Source organism: Sulfitobacter sp. EE-36 (assembly GCF_000152605.1).
In the GTDB taxonomy this organism is placed as follows: Bacteria; Pseudomonadota; Alphaproteobacteria; order Rhodobacterales; family Rhodobacteraceae; genus Sulfitobacter; species Sulfitobacter pontiacus.
The window spans coordinates 72936-93525 of sequence record NZ_AALV01000004.1 but is presented as its reverse complement, the minus strand read 5'-3'; the positions used below and the strand labels follow the sequence as shown (position 1 = coordinate 93525).

The 20590-nt window shown below is 58.0% G+C and carries 19 protein-coding genes, 1 pseudogene and 1 other annotated feature; of the genes and pseudogenes, 7 read left to right on the top strand and 13 right to left on the bottom strand.

Going from position 1 to position 20590, the window contains the following annotated elements; translation table 11 throughout:
* The first annotated feature begins 87 nt into the window (after positions 1-87).
* Together EE36_RS00450 and EE36_RS17240 are read left to right on the top strand one after the other, a co-directional pair.
* Positions 88-474 carry a DUF4440 domain-containing protein gene (locus EE36_RS00450; RefSeq protein ID WP_005848378.1) on the top strand — a complete coding sequence of 129 codons (387 nt, stop codon included), beginning with the start codon at positions 88-90 and terminating at the stop codon, positions 472-474.
* 58 nt (positions 475-532) lie between these two features.
* Positions 533-1524 (top strand): annotated as a pseudogene (locus EE36_RS17240) (IS3 family transposase).
* Positions 820-936: a sequence feature (AL1L pseudoknot), on the top strand. Its footprint overlaps the pseudogene before it by 117 nt.
* 424 nt (positions 1525-1948) lie before the next feature.
* Here the strand turns inward: EE36_RS17240 and EE36_RS00435 are convergent.
* The 9 genes from EE36_RS00435 to EE36_RS00395 all read right to left on the bottom strand — a co-directional run bounded on the left by EE36_RS00435 (position 1949) and on the right by EE36_RS00395 (position 10398).
* Positions 1949-2296, bottom strand: a complete 348-nt coding sequence (locus EE36_RS00435) for a cupin domain-containing protein (protein ID WP_039911175.1) — start codon at positions 2294-2296, stop codon at positions 1949-1951.
* Positions 2289-2954 (bottom strand): cysteine hydrolase family protein, encoded by a 666-nt coding sequence (locus EE36_RS00430; protein WP_005848369.1) that lies wholly within the window; start codon positions 2952-2954, stop codon positions 2289-2291. Before EE36_RS00430 ends, EE36_RS00435 begins: the two co-directional genes overlap by 8 nt.
* Positions 2951-4486, bottom strand: a complete 1536-nt coding sequence (locus EE36_RS00425) for an ABC transporter ATP-binding protein (protein WP_005848367.1) — start codon at positions 4484-4486, stop codon at positions 2951-2953. The genes EE36_RS00430 and EE36_RS00425 overlap by 4 nt, the downstream gene beginning before the upstream one ends.
* Positions 4483-5163 (bottom strand): cysteine hydrolase family protein, encoded by a 681-nt coding sequence (locus EE36_RS00420; RefSeq protein WP_005848365.1) that lies wholly within the window; start codon positions 5161-5163, stop codon positions 4483-4485. The genes EE36_RS00425 and EE36_RS00420 overlap by 4 nt, the downstream gene beginning before the upstream one ends.
* The gene (locus EE36_RS00415; protein ID WP_005848363.1) at positions 5160-6170 is read right to left on the bottom strand and encodes a formamidase; all 1011 of its coding nucleotides are present in this window, start codon (positions 6168-6170) and stop codon (positions 5160-5162) included. The genes EE36_RS00420 and EE36_RS00415 overlap by 4 nt, the downstream gene beginning before the upstream one ends.
* A gap of 11 nt (positions 6171-6181) precedes the next feature.
* On the bottom strand, positions 6182-7108 hold the full coding sequence (locus tag EE36_RS00410; RefSeq protein ID WP_005848361.1) for an ABC transporter permease: 927 nt from the start codon (positions 7106-7108) through the stop codon (positions 6182-6184).
* Entirely contained in the window at positions 7108-8214 is a 1107-nt protein-coding gene (locus EE36_RS00405) for an ABC transporter permease (protein ID WP_005848359.1), read from the bottom strand. The genes EE36_RS00410 and EE36_RS00405 overlap by 1 nt, the downstream gene beginning before the upstream one ends.
* 1 nt (position 8215) lies before the next feature.
* On the bottom strand, positions 8216-9337 hold the full coding sequence (locus tag EE36_RS00400) for a BMP family ABC transporter substrate-binding protein (protein WP_005848357.1): 1122 nt from the start codon (positions 9335-9337) through the stop codon (positions 8216-8218).
* Positions 9338-9495: 158 nt separating this feature from the next.
* Positions 9496-10398, bottom strand: a complete 903-nt coding sequence (locus tag EE36_RS00395; protein WP_039911167.1) for a LysR family transcriptional regulator — start codon at positions 10396-10398, stop codon at positions 9496-9498.
* Between the two features lie 153 nt (positions 10399-10551).
* Here EE36_RS00395 and atzF point away from each other — a divergent pair, with 153 nt between their 5' ends.
* The gene (gene atzF / locus EE36_RS00390) at positions 10552-12342 is read left to right on the top strand and encodes an allophanate hydrolase (protein WP_005848353.1); all 1791 of its coding nucleotides are present in this window, start codon (positions 10552-10554) and stop codon (positions 12340-12342) included.
* Between the two features lie 213 nt (positions 12343-12555).
* On the opposite strand, the gene EE36_RS00385 is transcribed toward atzF, so the two are convergent.
* The gene (locus tag EE36_RS00385) at positions 12556-13440 is read right to left on the bottom strand and encodes a hypothetical protein (RefSeq protein WP_005848351.1); all 885 of its coding nucleotides are present in this window, start codon (positions 13438-13440) and stop codon (positions 12556-12558) included.
* Between the two features lie 153 nt (positions 13441-13593).
* Here EE36_RS00385 and EE36_RS00380 point away from each other — a divergent pair, with 153 nt between their 5' ends.
* Genes EE36_RS00380 through EE36_RS00370 form a run of 3 tightly spaced genes read left to right on the top strand, consistent with a single transcriptional unit; the run spans position 13594 to position 16642 of the window.
* Complete coding sequence (locus EE36_RS00380; protein ID WP_005848350.1) at positions 13594-14136, top strand: hypothetical protein; 543 nt, start codon at positions 13594-13596, stop codon at positions 14134-14136.
* A 48-nt stretch (positions 14137-14184) separates the two neighbouring features.
* Positions 14185-14745 carry a LemA family protein gene (locus tag EE36_RS00375; RefSeq protein ID WP_005848348.1) on the top strand — a complete coding sequence of 187 codons (561 nt, stop codon included), beginning with the start codon at positions 14185-14187 and terminating at the stop codon, positions 14743-14745.
* Between the two features lie 4 nt (positions 14746-14749).
* Positions 14750-16642: a DUF2207 domain-containing protein gene (locus EE36_RS00370; protein WP_005848346.1), complete on the top strand. Its 1893-nt coding sequence runs from the start codon at positions 14750-14752 to the stop codon at positions 16640-16642.
* 93 nt (positions 16643-16735) lie between these two features.
* Here EE36_RS00370 and EE36_RS00365 read toward each other — a convergent pair whose 3' ends face one another.
* Genes EE36_RS00365 through EE36_RS00355 form a run of 3 tightly spaced genes read right to left on the bottom strand, consistent with a single transcriptional unit; the run spans position 16736 to position 19755 of the window.
* Complete coding sequence (locus EE36_RS00365; protein ID WP_005848344.1) at positions 16736-17983, bottom strand: acyl-CoA dehydrogenase family protein; 1248 nt, start codon at positions 17981-17983, stop codon at positions 16736-16738.
* 34 nt (positions 17984-18017) lie between these two features.
* Positions 18018-18752 (bottom strand): SDR family NAD(P)-dependent oxidoreductase, encoded by a 735-nt coding sequence (locus EE36_RS00360; protein WP_005848343.1) that lies wholly within the window; start codon positions 18750-18752, stop codon positions 18018-18020.
* 13 nt (positions 18753-18765) lie between these two features.
* The gene (locus EE36_RS00355) at positions 18766-19755 is read right to left on the bottom strand and encodes a phosphotransferase family protein (protein ID WP_217564300.1); all 990 of its coding nucleotides are present in this window, start codon (positions 19753-19755) and stop codon (positions 18766-18768) included.
* Positions 19756-19882: 127 nt separating this feature from the next.
* Here EE36_RS00355 and EE36_RS00350 point away from each other — a divergent pair, with 127 nt between their 5' ends.
* Positions 19883-20521 (top strand): TetR/AcrR family transcriptional regulator, encoded by a 639-nt coding sequence (locus tag EE36_RS00350; protein WP_005848339.1) that lies wholly within the window; start codon positions 19883-19885, stop codon positions 20519-20521.
* The last annotated feature ends 69 nt before the right edge of the window (positions 20522-20590 follow it).

Sequence of the window (20590 nt, the reverse complement as noted above, 5' to 3'; positions counted from 1 at the left end):
CGTCTACATTCTCAGCAAGATGGAAATGAAAACGCGAAGATCAGGTCGATGACCGGGCCTTCAATCAACAGACCAAGGAGCAAGACAATGACAGTACTTGAAGAAATCCAAGCCGCCATCGCTGAGTGGAACACTGGCCTCGATAATGGTGACATCGAACGGATGGTGGCCTCGTGCCATCCCGAGGTGATGACGGTGAACGAACGCCAGCCTGTCACAACAGGCACGCAGGCGATCCGCGACAAGTACAACCCGCGTATCGCCGCCGCAGAAATCACCTCTGGTTATGATATCGAAGACCTGCAGGAATACGGCGACACTGTCATCGTATCGGGCCGTTTCTACGGCACGATGAAGATGCGTGACACAGGCGAGGTCAATACGCCCGAGGGCCGCTTGGTGCTTGGCTATAAGCGCGACAAAACCGGCGCGTGGAAGATGTTCCTCGACATGGACAACAACGGCCCGGCCTAGGCCGTTACTGAACCGCCCCGGGTTTACCGGAGAGTAAAACACTCAAAGGATGAGCCCTATGACCAAGCAGAGATTCACCCCCGCCTATCCTGCCGAGCTTCGCGAACGCGGTGTTCGGCTTTTCCGAGAGAACCGTACTGATTATGCCAGCGACACGGCAGCCTATAAGGCAATTGCGCCGAAGCTTGGCTGTTCACCGGACAGCTTGCGCGTCTGGTGTCAGCAGGCCGAACGCGATGCCGGGCAACGGGCCGGGCTGACAAGTGCCGAGAAAGATCGGATCAAGGAACTTGAGCGTGAGGTCCGTGAACTGCGCCAAGCCAACGAGATCCTGAAGAAGGCCAGCGCATATTTCGCGGCGGCGGAGCTCGACCGCCCGTTCCGCAAATGATCGCGTTCATCGACAATCATCGTGGCGTCTTTGGTGTCGGGCCGATCTGCCGGGTCTTGGGGATCGCACCATCGACATATTACGCCTTCAAGGCCGTGGAGCGTGATCCGGACCTGGCATCGGACCGGGCTAGGCAGGATCAACTGGACATGGCCGCCATCAAGCAGGCATTCGATAGCAGCCGGGGCCGGTATGGCGCGCGCAAGGTCTGGCATCAACTGCGCCGCAGCGGACACGACATCGCCCGCTGCACGGTGGAGCGGCTGATGAAGATCTTGACATTACAAGGTGTTGCCCGTGGCAAGAAGGTGATCACGACCACCCCCGATACAGCTCACCCCCCGCGGCTGACAAGGTGAACCGGGCCTTCGTCGCCGATATGCCGAACCGGCTCTGGGGTCGTTCATTGTGGTGCCATTGGTCCGAGCCCAATGGACGACGATTTCACCTATGTCTCAAGCTGGTAGGGTATGGTCTATGTCGCCTTCGTGATCGACGTCTTCGCCCGCAAGATCGTCGGCCAGGTCGAGTGGGAAACACTGAAGTGGGTCGACTGGTATAACAACACTCGACTGCACAGCGCCATCGGCTACGTCACGCCGCAAGAAGCAGAGGAGGTATTCTACGAAACCTTGAACGCTGCCGAAAAAGCAGCTTAATCATTGAACCAGAAACTCTCCGGTAAACCCGCGGCGGTTCACCACTGGCCGCTCTCTTGGCGGCGGCGGGCGTGGCCTTGGGGCTGAGGTTACTCTCGTCCGGTCTGATCGGAGCGCGCCGACACATACCGACGATCGCGCTCTGCGCGGCCGGGCTGACGGTTGTATTCTCAGGTCCCTGGCTTTGAACAATTTAGTGTAGTTGCTGCTGGCTTAAACAAATGCACGTTAAACTGGGCGCAAACCTGTCCGAACGAATGAGACCACCTACGGATACGGAGGCATTTGTCGCTAATCCCTCGGCTTTGCAACGACACGGCTTACGGCCAAATTTAAATCCAAGACACGCATGAAAATTGACCTTACAACTTTGCAAAAGCAGCAGTTCCGCGCTCAGCATTGCGATCCGGAAAAGACGTGCTGCTCAGTCGACAAACGTCACCGGGCGTTCCCACTGGATCAGGACGGTACATCCATCCACGGACCAGACCTCATGTTCGCTTCCTTTCGGGTTCAGCACGACATCCCCGGCGCGATACCGCCCATGGTCATCACTTTGGCTGCCGGACAGGACGATGATCACCTCCAACCCTTGATGGCGATGACGGGGAACAGAGGCACCGGGGGCGTAGCGCAGCAAGGCGACGTCCGGACCACCGCGGCCAAGGTGGCAAATCTCGACCCCGTCGCGGAAAGGCTCGAACGTCATGTTTTGCCAACCGTCGGGCACGAGGCCCCGAAACACGTTTGGTGATGGCAGACCCTCAGCCATTGATCGCTCCTAGAATTGCATCCGTATCGGTTGCCCAGCCGACGATGCCCCCTTGGGCGACGATCATCTCTATCGCGGCAGCTTTGAAGCTTGGGAAATAGCTTTCGGTGGCATTGGTAGCCAAGAGGCATTCAAACCCGCGATCATTGGCCTCGCGCATCGTGGTTTGTACGCAAACCTCGGTCGTGACACCTGCGCAGACAAGCTGGGTGATCCCCCGTGCGGCAAGCTGATCGCCGAGGTCAGTGGCGTAGAAGGCACCTTTGCCGGGTTTATCGATGACGGGTTCATCGGGCAGCGGGGTCAGCGCGGGGATGATCTCGCAACCGGGTGCGCCTGCGATCAACACACGGCCCATTGGACCGGGGTCCCCAATACGTAACGCAGGCGCACCGCGTAGACGTTTGGCAGGCGGGCAGTCGGACAGATCGGCGCGGTGTGCTTCGCGCGTGTGGAAGATCGGCAGGCCTGCGGTGCGAAAGCCTGCAAGCAGCCGCGCAACCGTGGGCACGATTGCCTGCAGCGGGCGGACATCGTTGCCAAGGCTGGCGCCAAAGCCACCCGGTTCGACAAAATCGCGCTGCATGTCGATAATGATCAGCGCGACTTGATCACGGGCGAGCGGAAAATCGAAAGGTCGGGCGGGGATCTGTGTCATGCGGCATGCCCTGCCATATGCTGCCCGATCTCTGTCAGATCTGCCGCGGCGGCGGTGGTTTCAAAGGCAATGCGCCCTTCTGACATGACCAATATGCGGTCAGAAAGCTCCATGATCTCGTCAAGGTCCTCGCTGATCAGCAGCACTGCTGTGCCGTTATTGCGGGCTTCGATGATGCGGTCGCGAATGGCGGAGACCGCACCAAAATCCAGCCCGAAACAGGGGTTTGATATGATCAGCGCATTCACCTCACCGGTCAGCTCGCGGCCCAGAACAGCCCGCTGAACGTTCCCGCCCGACAGCGAAGCGATACGGGCATCGGGGGAGGTTGTCTTGACGTTGAACTCGGCAATCAGCCAATCGGCATTGCGCGCCATATCTTTGCGATTGCACCAGAAGGCAGGCCGGCCGTTGCGCCTGACATCGAACATCTTGAACGCAAGATTATCGGCGACGCTCATCTTGGGGGCGCAGGCATTGCGCAGGGGTTCTTCGGGCAGGTAGCGGATTTTATGCTGCCGCGCCTCTGCCCGTGTGGCGGTGTAGGGGGTGCCGTTTGCCCGTATCTCTCCGGCTTGAAGACGACGCTGACCTGTCAGGATTTCCATCAGCTCCATCTGGCCGTTGCCCGAGATACCAGCGATACCCAGAACCTCGCCGGAATGCAGGGTAACGTCGTCGATCTGGATGCTGTTCAACCCGCTGCGGTCTTGTGCCCGAATGCCGTTTAGGTGCAGCACAGGTTTGCGTACCGTATCAACGCGAACACGCGGATTGTGTACAGGCGCTTTGCCCATCATGGCAGCGCTCATGTCTTCCACGCTCATCTCGGAAACTGCGCCGCCGGCGACGTATTTTCCGTGGCGCAAGATCGTGACGTGATCGGCAAATGCCGTCACCTCGCGGAACTTGTGCGAGATCATGAGCACAGTCAGCGCGCCCGCGTCCGTCATAGCGCGGATATGGCCGAGAACCTCATCTGCCTCGGCAGGGGTCAGCACGGATGTCGGCTCGTCTAGGATCAGAAAGCGATTGCCAAGGTAGAGCTGTTTGATGATCTCGAGCTTTTGCTTTTCGCCTGCGGCAAGCTGGCTCACCGGTCGGTCGAGCGGCACGTTAAACGGCATCGTCGCCATGAAGGACCGAAGCGACTGATGTTCTTGTGCCCAGTCGATAACGCTTGGGGTGTCGGTGCGGCTGATCACGAGGTTTTCTGCACCGGTCAGCGCGGGCACGAGGGTAAAGTGCTGATAGACCATTCCCAGTCCCAGCGATTGCGCGACCTTCGGGTCGGTCATGAAGGCCTGAGCCCCGTCCACGATCATCTCGCCATGTGTTGCGCGGTTAAACCCCATGAGGCATTTCACCAACGTCGATTTCCCGGCCCCGTTTTCGCCCAACAACACATGGAAGCTGCCCGCCGGTATCTTGAGAGAGACATCGTCGAGCGCTGTGAAGTCGCCAAAGCGCATGGTCATGCCGATGGCTTCGACGCTGATGGCATCGCCAGACGTACGCGCATGCACTGTCATGACGGCAGCCCCGCAATCAGATCAGCGCTGGTCGTCACGGCCCCAAAGACGCCGCCCTGCATTGTGACCATCTTAATGGCCGCGGCATGGTTTGCGGGGTCAGTGGCACCGCAGCAATCCTCAACGACCACACATTCGAACCCGCGATCATTCGCCTCTCTCATGGTGGTGGAAACGCAAACATCGGTTGTGATGCCGGTGAGGATCAGATTGTCGATCTGCCTTGTGCGCAGGATCAGTTCCAGATCAGTGGCATAGAAACTGCCCTTGCCGGGTTTGTCGATGATTGTCTCTCCCTCCAGCGGGGCGAGTTCCGGAATGATGTCCCACCCCGCCTCGCCACGGATCAGGATCTTGCCGCAGGGGCCGCTGTCGCCGATCCCGGCCCCGATCTGCTGACTGCGCCAGCGCTTGTTCGCGGGCAGATCCGCCATATCAGGGCGATGCCCTTCGCGGGTGTGGATGATGTGGTAGCCTTTGGCCCGCATGTCCGCCAGCAGCGCCTTGATTGGCGCGATAGGTGCCTGGGTCAGCGACAGATCATAGCCCATGTGATCGACATACCCGCCGACCCCGCAGAAATCGGTCTGCATATCGATAATGACCAGCGCCGTATTCTCGGGGCGCAGATCGCCGTTATAGGGCCAGGCGTAGGGGTGGCTTTGAACGGTGGTCACGACTGCGGCCCCTGCTCGTTGAATCTACGGTTGGGCAGCGGGAAGCCACAGCTTGTACCGTCAGTGACCTTGACCTCATCCTCCCATGGCAGGCGATAGGCCCCCTGCGCGAGATCGGTCATATAGGTATAGGGGCAATCCTGCGCCCCACCCTTCACGGCAACATATCCGCGATGCCCGAACTGATAGGGGTTGTTTTCCACGCCCCAGCCGATGCGTGCCTCGCGGACGATATCGGGGCGGACCTCGGCGGTAATGATCTCGTCCACGCGCCCGGTTTTGCCATGCGCGATGACGGTGCCTTCGTGGTCGATGATCATTGCCTCGCCCATGCTGTCGAACGTCCCGTCAGAGCCGCACATGCACACGTTCGCAGTGATCATCAGGTTGCAGAAGCTGTTGGATTGATTGGTAAACCGCCATGCCTCGCGCATCGGGGCGGTATAGCCCGCAGTGCGGATCAGGATTTCGGCCCCTTTATACGCCGCTTCACGCGACATTTCGGGGAACATCCCGTCGTGGCAGATGATCAGCCCGATTTTGGCCCCTTTGGGGCCGGTGCAGACCGGAATGCCCCCATTGCCCGGCTCCCACGGTTCTACCGGGACCCAAGGATGCATCTTGCGGTAGTACAGCTGCACCTCGCCCTGCGGGTCAATAATCAGGCCCGTATTGTAAGGGTATCCGCCGGGGTTCAGCTCCATAATCGAAAAGCAGCCCCAGATGTCATTGTCGACGCAGGCCTGCTTGAGCGCCGCGACCTCGGGGCCATCCATCGTACACATGATCTCGGGGTCAGTGTTCATCGACAGCCCGTGGAGCATGTATTCGGGGAATACCACGAGATCCATCGTCGCCATATTGCGGCGCGCCTTGCCCACCAGATCAACCACGCGGGCGGTTTGTGCTGTCAGCTCGGCTTTGGTCGCGACAGTCGGCAATTGCAACTGAACCATGCCAATCACAACACCTTGGTCAGATTTGTTCAGTCCACCTAAACCATTCATAATCTCTATCCTTATTTCGTCAGTGTCAGCGCAAGCGGTGCGCCTTGTACCGCGCGATCCGGCGCGCTGGTGAGGATCAAAAGGCCCAGTGTCAGGGCGTAGGGTGCAGCACCAAAAAGGTAGTAGCCTTCGGTGATGCCCACCGATTGCAAGGCCGGGCCAAGTGCGCCCGCCCCGCCAAAGAGCAATGCCACCCAAAAGCAGTTGATCGGGTTCCAACGGGCAAAGATCACCAGCGCAATGGCCATCAGGCCTTGGCCCGAAGAAATGCCTTCCGTCCAGCTGCCGGGATAGTAAAGCGACAGATAAGCACCGCCGACGCCCGCCATTGCCCCACCGGCGCCGGTTGCCAGCAGCCGGATGCGATCGGGGCTTAACCCCATGGCACGCGCCGCATCGGTACTGTCCCCGACAACGCGCAAGCGCAGCCCCATGCGAGTGGTACGCAGCATCCATGCAATGGCAAGCGCCAGCAGCCCGCCGACGATAAACAACACATTTACCTCAAGTGCCGCCCGAAGCTGCGGGATATCCGACCACCAGCCCAAGCTGATCGCAGGCAGATCAGGTGCCTGCGGCTGGATGTAAGGTTTGCCGAAAAAGAAGGCGAGCCCCATGCCAAGCAGCATCATGGCGATGCCCACAGCAATGTCGTTCACCCCTTTGAACTTGCAGATCCACCCGTGCAGTAACCCAAAGCAGGCCCCCGCCGCAGCCGCCGCCAAAACGCCGACAAACGCACTGTTGGTCTCGTAAGCAACGGCGTAGCCGCTCATCGCGCCGAAGACCAATGTCCCTTCCAAGCCAAGGTTGAACCGGCCGGAACGTTCGGTCAGCAGCTCCCCCAGCGAGACAAATATGAACGGAGTCGAGACGCGGATGGCACCGCCCAGTATGGCGATGAGAACGCCCCAAAGGCCGACATCTACCTGTTCCATCAGCGTTTCTCCCAATATGCAGCGGTAAAGATTGGCACCCGCCCGTACAGCGCCTCGCTCAGCAAGATCACTAGGAACACGATGCCTTCAAAGACAAGGATCGTCGCATCGGGCAGCTCCATACGCCGCTGGATCAACCCGCTAGAGGCTTCGAACCCGCCGAACAGAACCGCAACCGGCAGGATCGCCAAAGGGTTATGCCGCGCGAGAAAGGCGATCAGGATGCCGGTATAGCCATAGCCCGCGATCAGCGAAGCGTTTGCAGAGCCGTGCACCGCCGCCACTTCGAAATAACCCGCCAGCCCTGCAAAGGCACCGCCAAGTGCGGTAAAACCGATCACCAGACGCCCGACGGGTAACCCTTGCACCTGCGCGGCACGCACATTGTCACCCGCAATACGCGCGGCAAACCCCAGCGTCGTGCGTTCAATCAAGACCCATGCAAAGAGGCAGGCGAGCACGCCCGCAAGAATGCCCCAATGCGACGGCAGAAACGGCATATCCCCGACGCGCAAACTCTCTGTCAGCGGCACGGTGGAGGGTTTGTTGAGCGATGCCGGATCACGGAATGGACCCTCGACAAAGTGGTTCAACAGCGCAATCGCGATATAGGCCATCAACAAGGATGCAATTGTTTCGTTCACGCCCCGTTTGATCCGCAGCGCGCCCACGGCACCGATCCAGACACCGCCGACGATCATCGCGGCAATCGCCATTGTGACCATGCCGAAAGCGGCGGACATCCCGGCAACGGCGGTGCCTGCAACGGCGGCGGCAAGCCCGCCCAGGACGATCGCACCTTCGCCGCCAATAACAACAAGCCCCAGCCGCGCGGGAAGTGCGACGCACAGTGCCGCCAGCACCAGAGGTGCCACGCGCGACAGCGTGTTCTGCCACGAGAAAGCAGACGAGAATCCCGCCTTCCAGACCAGTTGGTAAAACGCGACAGGGGATTTCCCGACCATCAGCAAAAAGACACTAAATAACGCGAATCCCGCCAGCAAAGCACAGATCGGGATCAACACAGCCTCGGCCCGCGGCGCGATCCCGATAAAGGACCGCGCCGCAGTGGCCGCGGGCTTGTCAGCTTGAGCAACCAAAGTCATCTTAGCTTGTGGACCCGATCACGCCTTCGACAAGGTAGTCCATGCTCTCGATCGCGACATCGGTTTCGACAAAGGATTCCCCTTCGGCGGCGATCACATTGCCTTTGTTGTCCTTCAGCGGCCCTTTGATCGCGGCAAAGCCGCCTGCCTCGATCTCTGCTTTCGTGGCTTCAAACTGTGCACGCGCCGCATCGCTGACCGCGGGGCCGAGGGGGCTCATCTTGATGAAGCCGTCCGCCAGCCCGCCGCGCACGAAGTTCGGGATCGGCTCCCCTGCCAAGGTCTTGGCCACCATGTCGGTATAAACATTGGCCCAGTTCCATTCAGCCCCTGTCAGGTATTTGTCCCCTGCAATCGGTGTCTGGTCAGCGTGGTAACCGCAAACAAAAATGTCGCGCGAAACAGCGGTTTCACAGATCACCTTCGGCCCATCGACATGGCAGGTGACTACATCACACCCTTGGTCTGCCAAGGCATTGGTAGCTTCGGCTTCTTTTACGGCAAGCGACCATTCACCGGTAAAGATCACCTGACAGACGATCGTCGGGTCAACCGAACGCGCACCCAATAGGAAGGAGTTGATATTGTTGAGCACCTGAGGGATCGGCTTGGCCGCGACAAACCCGATCTTTTTGGTCTTGGTCGCATGACCTGCGGCAACGCCGTTCAGATACTGCCCCATGCCGATATAGCCAAAGTAGGAACCGGCGTTCGACGGGTCATTTTCGGACCACAGGCCGCCGCAATGTTGAAAGCGCACGTCAGGATGTTTCGGCGCTGTCTCAAGCACATGAGGTTTGTAGTAGCCGAAGGACGTGGGGAAGATCAGCTTGGCCCCGTCAAAATTGATCATCGATTCCATGGAATTCTGCACGTCCTGGCTTTCCGGGACGTTCTCTTCTTCCAGCACGACCACGCCAGACATCGCCTTGACCGCCGCTGCCCCTTCGGCATGCGCCTGGTTATAGCCGAAATCATCTTTCGGACCGACGTAGATGAACCCCACGGTCAAAGGGTCAGCCGCCATCGCGGGACGGGCCAGACCACCGACTGCGGCAGTGCCCAGCAAAGCGGCGGAAGTACCAAGGAAACCACGGCGGTTCAGGAACGGTGCATGTGTCATTCAAATCTCCAATGATGATGCGCCGCCCTGGGAGGAGAGAGCGCATATGATGTGATTCAATGACTACAAAATCTCAGCGGTGATTACGTCTGCTCATTATTCCACAAAGCGGTGCAAAAAATGCATCACTCGGTGTGTGGTCGCCCCAGAGTCGCCTGCTAGACGTCGGAAAACTGTTCCAATGCGGTGGAAAGTGCCAGGCCGAAACGGGCGGAAGCCACGGGCAAGGTCCGACCGCGCAACTGACACAGGACCAGACTACCCGCCGCGACGTCACGTAACGACAGCGGGCGCGAAGTCAGTTCGGCGCAGTGCTCCATATCCAGGCCAATGGGGATCTGGAATGCGATGGCATCCTCATGCAGCACATAGTGGCGCATGAACTCGAAACTGTCGGATGTGGCAATGGGGCGTAGCGGGCGCGACCCCCGCGCCGCGGCATCATCTAGCATAGCCCGCACCCCATACCGGCGCGACGGGATGACATGCGGCTGATCCAGACAGTCGCGCAACCGCACGTCGGGCTTTGACGCCAAAGGGTGATCCCGTTTCATGATGGCATGGATGACCTGAGGGATACGCATCAGCACATCGAGGTCTACCATATGGACAGGCTCGAATACCAAGGCCAGATCGCTTCTGAACTCGGCCAGATCGCGCTCTGCATCTTCGCGATCACGCACTTGCACAGAAAAAGACACCCCGGGATGGTCACGCCGGTAAGCTGCGGTGTGCGCAGGCATAAAGTACGGGATCAGCGCCTGAGAGCAGGCCACCGTCACATGGCCCCGTCGTTCACCGGACAGATCAGCAACTTGGCTTCTCACCCGCCGCAAGTCGGACTCCTGCATCAGGAAATGCTGCATCAGCAACTCACCGGCTGGGTTCAAGCGCACACCACGCGGCAGGCGTTCAAAAATTTCGACGCCAAACTCTTCTTCGAACCGCTGGATCCGACGGTTCAGGGCAGAGGCCGTGATGTTCATATCGTCCGCCGCTTTCCGGATTGAGCCCGCGCGCGACACTGCCTCGATGAAGCGGAAAGTTTGCAGATGTTTCATAGAAAAGACCTTCCGACCCATGATGATGCATTTTTTGCACCGCTTTTGTGAATTCTTAGCATTTGAATTCCGCAGCGCAACAGAGGACGACTGAGACACGTCAGCGGTACGGCCCGCAACGATGACCCCAGTGCAACTACAAAAGAGCCTCCTATGACCGATATTGCGATGACCATCCCAGACCTTCACGCGGCCTATGCGCGCGGTGTGTCGCCTGAACAAATCATCGCACAGGTCTATACCCGACTGCGTGACGTGGACGACCCATGCATCTTTCTATCCATGGCAAGCGAGGCTGACGCCCAAGCAGCGGCGGCGGGTCTGGGCCCATACGACCCTGCCAAACCGCTGTGGGGTGTCCCTTTTGCGGTGAAAGACAACATCGATGTCGCGGGGTACGAGACAACCGCCGCATGCCCTGCCTATGCCTATACCCCCACGCAAGACGCCTTCGTCGTCGCCAAACTGCGCGAGGCGGGGGCAATTTTCATCGGGAAAACCAACCTTGACCAATTTGCGACAGGGCTTGTGGGCGTCCGCACCCCTTATGGCGCGCCGCGCAATTCTATCGACCCTGAAATTGTGCCCGGTGGGTCCTCGGGCGGCTCGGGCGTGGCGGTAGGCCATGGTATTGTCGCCTTCTCGCTTGGCACCGATACCGCAGGGTCCGGGCGGGTGCCAGCAGCGCTGAACAATATTGTAGGCCTGAAACCAACCCTCGGTGCCTTATCTGCAACTGGTGTCGTGCCCGCGTGCCGGTCGGTCGAGACGGTCTCGATCTTCGCGCTTACCGTCGCGGACGCCTATACGGCTTTCACTGTCGCCTGCGCCTATGATGCCGCCGATGCCTATGCACGACACATCTCGGCCCCTCCCCTCTCTACGCCAAAATCCGCCCCTGTGATCGGCATCCCCAGTCGTGACAGCATCCGCTTTTCGGGTGACGCCGTCCAAGAGGCTTCGTTCAACGCAGCAGTGGACCTGCTGCGCGGCGAAGGTGCCGAGATACGCGAGATTGATATCACGCCGCTCTATGATGTGGCAGATATGCTTTATGAAGGGGCGTGGGTCGCGGAGCGTTATACCGTCATCGAGGATCTTTTACATACAGACCCAGAGGCGATCCTGCCTGTCACGCGCCAGGTCATTTGCAAGGCGGAAGCGCTTTCTGCCGCAGATGCGTTTCGCGGCATGTACCGTCTGAAAAAGCTGTCGCGCATTGCTGAAACCGCGTTGGAGGGCTTGGATATGCTCTGCGTGCCAACCATTCCGACCTTCCACACCGTCGCCGAGCTAGAAGCTGACCCCATCGGACCGAACTCGAACTTCGGCACCTATACGAACTTCGTCAACCTGCTGGATATGTGCGGTATCGCCGTGCCCGTGCCGGCGCGCAGTGATGGCCGTCCGGGCAGCGTCACGTTGCTGGCAGCCGCTGGCAAAGATGCGGATATCGCCGCCTCAGGTCTTGCACTGGAGGCCGCAGGGAAGCGGAACCTAGGCGCAACGGGTTGGCCGTTCAGCGGCACGCCCACGCTTGAAGCTGCGACGACCGACGGTCTGATCCTCGCGGTGTGCGGTGCCCATATGCACGGGCTGCCGTTGAACCATCAATTGACCCAGCGGGGCGCGACCTATCACGGCGCAGCGACGACCACCGATAGCTATCGTTTCTACGCGCTCGCCGGCGACCCTCCTGCAAGGCCGGGCTTGGTGAAAGGCACCCCCGGATCAGGTGCTCCCATTGCGGTAGAACTGTGGTCCCTGCCCTTTGAAAAGGTCGGCGGCTTTCTGGAAGCCATTCCCGCCCCTCTTGGTATCGGCACTGTCGATCTGTCCGACGGGCGGCAGGTAAAAGGGTTCATCTGTGAGGCCGAAGCCGTTGCGGAAAGCGCAGACATCACTCAGCTTGGGGACTGGCGAAATTATCTAGCGCAGCTGTGAGGTACGTAGCGCCCCATCTCTAAGGTGGCTTCGTATCTTGGGTTTCCCCGCTGTTCGGAATCGAGGAGGGTTCATCTTAGGTAGTCGCAGTTGCTCCCCATACCCTATCAACTTGGCGGAAGGCTTGAACTTTCCTTGCATATAAACACGCCACCAGCTTTCATACTTCAGGTTCGATGCAGCTAAGTGTCATCGAGCGATTTAAAGTTGTCCCTATGCGGTTGCGCTGACGCACCGATTAAACGCGCTCGATAACGCAGCCAGTTTTTCGGCCTGCCATAAAAGATAAGCGTCGCGCAATGTCGTTGACAGCCAGCACGCCCCGCGTCGCCTTTCGTTTTCCCAGCCGATACCGCCGACCTGCTGTGCCTTTATCAGTATGCGCGAAATATGAGCGTCGGATACGTGGTAGCGTGCGGCCAAACCCGCTGTCGACACGGTGCCGAGCCAGAACCGGCCATCCCCATCCGGCTCGTTGGATTGGGTGGACAGCACCATTTCATGCAAGATGCTGCTGCCGGAGACGCTATTGGTAAAGCAGTTGACCATTGCCGGCGGATTGTACCACGCAGGGTTCAAACAAATTTTTCGGGCGAAAGCGGGTTGAAGCTTATGCAAAAGCGTCGGGGTCCGGTTAAAGAGTGCACTACGCCCGCCCCCATCAACCATATCGAGCGCGCGAAGGTGGATGTCGATGTAGACAAACATAAGCTTTTCGCTTTTTGCGGAGACTTCAGTCGCATGCTGACGCAATGTCCCGGTTTTCGGCGGTTCTGTCAGCTTAATTCGCACAAGTTCTCGCAAGAAGGACTGCACAGTATTGCGACTGGCGATCCCCGTGCCAGCCAGTTCGGTCAGAAGCTTTTTCGGCGTTAAGGGCGGCGCGGCCGGGTCAATCTTGCGTTCGAAATGCAAGGCAATCGCCATATGGATCAAGATCCAGTGCCGTATATCGGCGAGGTAATGCACAACCTCTGGAGCAACGGCGTGGACCTTCAACAGATCGCTTGCCTCTCCCTTCAGCGCCTCCCAGAACATCGGGCGCGCAATAAGCTGTGCTGCGTCATAAGAAGGTGCGGTATCGGCAGTCTGGATCATGATCTATCTAGTTTCGCTTGTCAGAGGGGCGCACAACAGCATCGACCGCGCCGCTCTCAACTCATATTTGGGCTAAAAATTTTTGCCCATTGTGGACAAACGAACAACTTATAAACATCTCGTCTGAAAACATTTTCTTCAGAAGGTGCTCCCATGCATATCCAAAAAGCGTTCCGCCCACTGCTTTGCGCAGGGTTATGCGCGGTGCTGCCGTATACTCAGGCACAAGCTAAGGAGCCCGCGCTACACGTGACCGCCGCATCAACGTATTACGACAATAGATCAACAGCGCTTGATCTCGTCCAGTCGTACTACAACGCAATTGGCACGGGGCAGCTGGCACGCGCTTTCAGTTACACCCTTAAAGGCACTCCCGAAAAAGATGCGAACCAGCTTGCCGCTGATTACAATGCGTTTCGCAACAAATTTCAGGATATCCGCAGCATTAAGCTGCGCTTCGAACTGGGATTCACCAGCGCTGGTGTCGGTACAGAGGTCTCGGCGGTGCCCGTCGTTGTAGAGATGGAAACCAATGAGGGTGCGACCATCGTCAGATCGAGTTGTCACTACGTCGTCCGGCTTTCCCCCGACGCCCAAGACTATGCCCCTTTCGACCCGATCAGAATAGACGCCAGTTTCGACGAGCCCGTGGAAGGGGATTTTGAAGCGACTGCCCTGCCCGATTGCCGGTTCTGATCCACTGGCCCCAACCCTGAATGCTCCACTTGGAATAGGAACCACCCTTTGAATACGCTTCTGATTATTATTACCGTAGTTGCGATTGCTGGTGTCTTGCTCATCTCTTTGTACAACGCGCTTGTGCGCGCCCGTCAGCGCGTTCGAGAGGGGTGGTCCGGTATCGATGTCCAGTTGAAACGACGCGCAGATCTGATCCCCAACCTGATCGAAACCGTAAAAGGATACGCCGCGCACGAACGCGCCACCTTTGACGAGATCGTCGCGGCCCGTAATTCGGCGGCCACCCTGAACCCTTCTGATGTGCAAAAACGTGCACGCGCCGAAAACTTGGTGGGGCAGGCCATCGGAAAGCTGTTTGCCTTGGCCGAAGCCTATCCGGACTTAAAGGCAAGCAATAACTTCCGCGATCTGGCAGCTAACCTTGATACTGTCGAGAGTGAGATCCAAATGGCCCGCCGCTATTACAATGGCGCGGCGCGAGACCTGAATATCAAGGTCGAAAGCTTCCCCTCCAATCTGGTCGCCAAAAGCTTCGGCTTCGAACAAAGTGCTTTCTTCGAGATCGAAGAGCCCGCGGATCGCAGACTCCCAACGGTTGGATTTTAACGCTGTGACCAAACACATCGCGCGCGTCCTTGCCGCTGTATTACTTTCTATCTGGGCCTACGGGGCGCACGCTGGCGACGTGATCCGATCTTTCAACACCGATATCCTCGTGCGGGAGGATGGCGTGCTTGATGTGACCGAGACGATCAAAGTGAATGCCGATGGAACAGATATCCAGCACGGGATTTATCGCGACATCCCGCAATATGTCACTACGCCGGACGGCACGCGATACAAGGTAAGCTTCGAGATCCTTTCGGTCACACGCAACGGAGAGGATGAACCATGGGAGGCAACTGACACCGATCTGGGCACCAAGATTCGCATCGGTGATCAGTTTCAGCTCGTTTCGACCGGCAACCACATCTACCAGATCCGCTATTTGACCGACCGACAGATTATCTTCGGAGACGCGAGCGACAGATTGCGCTGGAACGTCACTGGCGACGAGTGGAGTTTCCCGATCTTGAGTGCATCTGCGCACGTCATCCTGTCGAGCGGCGCACAGCCTTTTGAACCGATAGCCTTTACCGGTTCCCGCGGCAGCAAGTTGGCCGATGCGGTCGCGACAGTATCCGGGCGCGGTGCCACGTTTGAAACCACCCACGCTCTTGATCCATTCGAAGGGATGACGATCATGGTACAGTTCCCCAAGGGCGCTGTTGCACCTCCAACCACCGCGCAACTGTCAGACTGGTGGTGGCGGGACAATCTGGGATGGGTCGTCTTGATCTACGGCTTTGCGGCCGTTTTTGCTTATATGATGTTTACGTGGCTTTGGTTCGGGCGCGATCCCAAGGCAGGGACAATCGTCCCACGGTGGGATCTACCAATGGGGATTTCGCCAGCATTGATGAGCTATATCTTTGATGGAACCTTGCGGGATGAAGGGAAAACGGCGCTTACTGCCACGGTTCTGGATCTCGCTGTGAAGGGCTACGTTGTTCTCGACGGCCTTGATCATCTGGTCACCATCAGGCGGACTGACTTGCCCATATCAGACGGGCTGCCTGCCGGTCATATAGCTATTCTGGACATGCTTCATGCGCATGAAGGTGAGATGTCCCTGGCCTCACTACACGAAGATGATATCGAAGCAGTTTTGCTCAACTTCAAAATTGGCGTCGAGGCTGAAAACGACGGGCGCTTTTACCGTCAGAACAAAATTCTGTTCTATCTGGGCATTATCATATCGGGTGCGGCTGCCTTTGCCTGGCTGGTGGTTATCGATCTTAATGAGACGGCCATGAAGCTCGTATTCTTTTCCAGTCTCGCGCCCCTATTCCTTAATGCAGGCATCTGGACGCTGCTGAAATCGCGCAGGAACCCGTACTCATGGATGAAGCGGCTCCTGAATTTTATGGGATTGGCCATTCTTGCGGGCATGTGGGTCTTCGGGGCGCTATTGTTTTGCGCCATGCTCTACGAAGACACAGGAATGAATATCGCGTTTCAGGCTTTGTTGGTCGTCTGGGGTGGCGTGACGTTCAACCAGATCTTCCTTGTGCTGATCGGATCAACCACACGTGCAGGGGCAAAGATAAGGGATCACATCACGGGGCTGCGCCTCTATCTCACGGTAGGAGAGATGGACCGCATGAACATCCGCGACGCACCGGAATTGTCACCAGCGCATTTCGAAACCCTACTGCCAAGCGCGATCGCTCTCGGTATCGAAAAGCCTTGGCGCGAGACGTTCAAAACTCATTTAATATCAGGCCAGTCACTCATAGGACCCAGTTATGCTCCAAGCTGGTTTGTTGGCGATGATGACGACGCAATCAGCGGACTATCGCGTTTCGCAGAGTCTGTTGCTGCATCGCTCCATAGCGGTGCAGACGATAGCAACAGTTCTGCCGGATCGGGCGGCGGCGGAGGTGGTGGTGGAGGTTGGTAGTCCCTGCGAAATCCCGTTAGGGTCAGGGCCTTGCAGGATCGACGCCCTGCGCGGACGGGCAGAGCTGCAATACCATACTCACAATCGTAGCAGTCACGTTTCAGAGATGTTATTCCAACCGGCACCGGGTTTTGCGTATTGAGCGATCTTGAACTTGCCAAGCTGGGATGCGTGCACTTCGTCGGGACCATCTGCAAGGCGGATAAATCGTTGTGTGGCGAGGATTTCTGCCAAGGGCACGTCATCGCTCACACCCATGCCGCCGAAGATCTGAATCGCGCGATCCGCCACGGTTTGTGCCATTTGCGGGGCCACGACTTTGATCGCGCCGATCAAATCCTTGGCGTTCCTGGCCCCATGACGGTCAATCGCATCCGCCGCTTTCAACGTGAGCAGGCGCGCCTGTTCGATGTCGCAATAGCTCTTTGCGATTTCCATCCGAATGCTGGAACGATCCGCAAGCATCCGACCAAAGGTCTTGCGCTCTGTCACGCGCTGACACATCAGTTCCAAGGCACGCTGCGCCGATCCGATGGAGCGCATGCAGTGATGAATGCGGCCAGGCCCAAGGCGGCCCTGTGCGATTTCAAAGCCCCGCCCCTCGCCAAGAATGATGTTCTCTTTGGGGATGCGCACATCCTTCAGATGCACTTCGCAATGCCCGCCGGGCGAATGGACATCGCCGAATACTGTCTGGGCGCGGATCACCTTAACACCCGGCGCGTCACGCGGAATGATAACGGTTGATTGCTGCGTGTGGCGCGGGTTTTCCGGATTGGTCTGACCCATCAGCAGCAGGACCTTGCAGCGCGGGTCCATGACGCCTGAAATCCACCATTTCTTGCCGTTGATGACATAATCGTCGCCGTCACTGCGGATTTCAGTGCGGACATTCGTCGCATCAGAGCAGGCATGATCGGGTTCGGTCATCAAATATGCCGAACGTATTTCGCCCGCGAGCAACGGCAGGAGCCACTCCTTTTTCTGGGCGGCGGTGCCGAACTTGGCAAAGACTTCCATATTGCCGGTGTCAGGTGCGGAGCAGTTGAAGACTTCGGCAGACCACATATTTCGGCCCATGATCTCTGCCAGCGGCGCATACTCTAGGTTTGTCAGGCCGGGGCTGTATTCGCCATATTCCTCGGGCAGGAACAGGTTCCAAAGGCCAGCCGCCTTGGCCCTTTCCTTGAGAGGTTCCAAGCCGGGCCAAGGCTTCCAGCGGTTGGCCGAATCTGTGTTCCATGCGTGGACCTCGCGATCCACAGGAAGGATGTTGGCATCGACAAAGGCTTGCAGCTTGTCGATCAGGTTTTGTGTTTTTTCGGTAAAATCAAAGAACATGATTTGGGTGTCCTAAATTGTTCTGGATCGCTTGTTACAGCGTGAGACCGCCATCAGCGATGAGAGTGTGGCCCTGCACATAGGACGCGAGCGGCGAGGCAAGGAACATGGCGGCACCGGCCATTTCTTCCGGCGTGCCCATGCGCCGTACCGGGATTGCGCGCAAAGATGCTTCCGCGCGCTCCTTGTTCTGTGTGGTGACGGCAGTCAGCTTGGTTGGTACCAGTCCGGGGGCCAGTCCGTTCACCCTGATCCCGTCACGCGCCCAGGACTGGCCGAGCGTTTTCGTCAGGCTGATTGCCGCAGCCTTGGAGGCGGCATAGGCGGGGTTGCCGATATTCGCCTGCAAGCCAGAGACCGAACTGACAATCACGATGGAGCCTTTGGCCGCGCTCAGCATAGGCTTGAACTTGGTCGCCGTATGCATGACCGAGTTGATGTTGATATCCATCACCTCGTCCCAGCCTTTCTTGGCATATTCCGCCTGCTTGTACCGCACGAAACCCTGAGACTGGACGAGCACATCCAAGCTGTCGAAGGGCGGCGTGTAAGCGCTTAACTCATTGAAGTCCGCCACATTGACCTGCGCATAATGCAGCCCTTCCAGATCAGAGCCTTCTTGGCCCGCGTAATCCTCTGCCGAGGCGCGCGTGCCCCAGACATGCACCTCTGCCCCGCGCGCGCTAAAGCCGCGGGCAATGCCGTTGCCGATCCCGCTAGAACCGCCGACGACCAGCACCCGCTTTCCCGAAAAGTCCAAATCATTCATAACAGTTTCCTTCTCAGTTCTTCGCGATCAATCGGTGGGCGCGATTGAACAATGAAATCGTCATCGCATGCAGGTGATCGCCGGTTTCCTTTGGTGCCTTGCCAGCGCTTGCGCGAGCATGGGTCCCCTCCAGGAGTGTCCCCAGCTTGAAACAGGCCAGCACCCCATACCAGGCGACCGCATCCAGACTGCGTGTCGAATGCCTGTCGTAATGTGCAATGAGTTCATTGAGGCTCGGGAAACCAACCCAGGGTTCGATATCGCCCACCACGGGCGTATGTTCATCAGCCCAAGTGGCCATGACCCAGCCAAGGTCGATCAAGGGATCGCCAATCGTGGCCAGCTCCCAATCGACAAAGGCGACGAGCTCGGGACTGTCAGGGGCAAACATCGTGTTTGCCAAATGGCAGTCTCCATGAAAAATTCCGCTCGTAAAATCTTGGGGGAGATTATCCTCAAGCCAGGAGACAATTCTGTCGACATCAGGCAGTTCTTTGAAGCCTGTCCATTCGTCGAAAGCGGCGTAGCCTTCCAGCTGGCTCATCCACCGGCCTGTCTGCCGTTGCAGAAACCCGTCGGGCTTGCCAAATCCTTCCAAACCTACCGCCTTGTAGTCAACCGCCCCTAGTGCGGCCATCCCCTCGATATAGGAATACCCCATGCGCGCGCGGATCGCAGGGTCGCTGGCGTGAAGCTGCGGCAATCCGTTTGCAGGATTAAAGCCCTCAACCGGAGCCATAAGATAAAAGCAGGCACCAAGCACGGCTTCATCGTCACAACCTGCGATGAACCTGGGGTGCGGCACGTCAGTCGCGCTAAGCGCTTCCAGAATACGCGCCTCGCGCTTCATCGTCTCATTGGAATTCTTGCGCAGATGAAGCGGCGGCCTGCGCAGCACGAACTCTCTGCCGCCCCGGTCAAAGCGCAGCAAGATGTTCTGCGTCCCGCCTGCAAGAAGCTGCAGATTGCTCAGCGGGCCGCGTTCCAACCCGATATCGTCCATCCACGCTGTGAGCGCCTGCAGGTCGACCGGGATCGTTTCTGTGTTTGCTTGATTCATCATAATTCATTTGTATTAATCATTTGAATTATTGCAACCCATAATTTTCTGTGCTCTAGAGGATCGTGATATGACCCGACTGTCTTCAAAGGTGCCCAGCCCATCGGTTGAACGGCTCAAGGGCGAGGCGCAGCGCCTCTTTGCCAATCGGGGCATCGACGGCGTCACAGTGCGTGACATCGCCAAAGCTGCAGGCCAAAAGAACCCCGCCGCTGTTGGCTATCACTTCGGCTCGAAGGAGGCGCTGATCCGCGAACTTATCGTGGACGGTGCAAAGATCATCGACGCACGCCGAAACGCCCAGCTTGATGCTTTGGAAGCAGACGGCGGCCCCACGCGGATTTCGCAGATCGTGGATATTCTTATCTATCCTTCTGTCAACTTAGCAGCAGATGGTGAAACGGACACATACAACCGCTTTCTCCACATGCTCACCATGTCCCACAGAGTCCTGTTCGATGACGCCCTAGAGGGCCGCTGGAACTCAGGCTATCAGCGTTGCCTGGAACATCTGCGTATCCTGATGCCGTCGCAAAGCCGGACCATACAAAATCAACGATTTATATTTCTGGAATCCTATCTAGGCGGAGTGCTCAGCGCGCGTGAGACAAGGCTGGGTGACACGAGCCGCGCCCACGCCACTTGGAGCGACGCGTCAACGCTGGCGCATTTCGCAGCCACAGTCACATGGATGCTAGAGATGGAGTGATCCTTACAAGCAATGTAGACAGCATGGCGCGGTTTTCTGACCCGAGTGCGTTGATACGTATCAAGGATG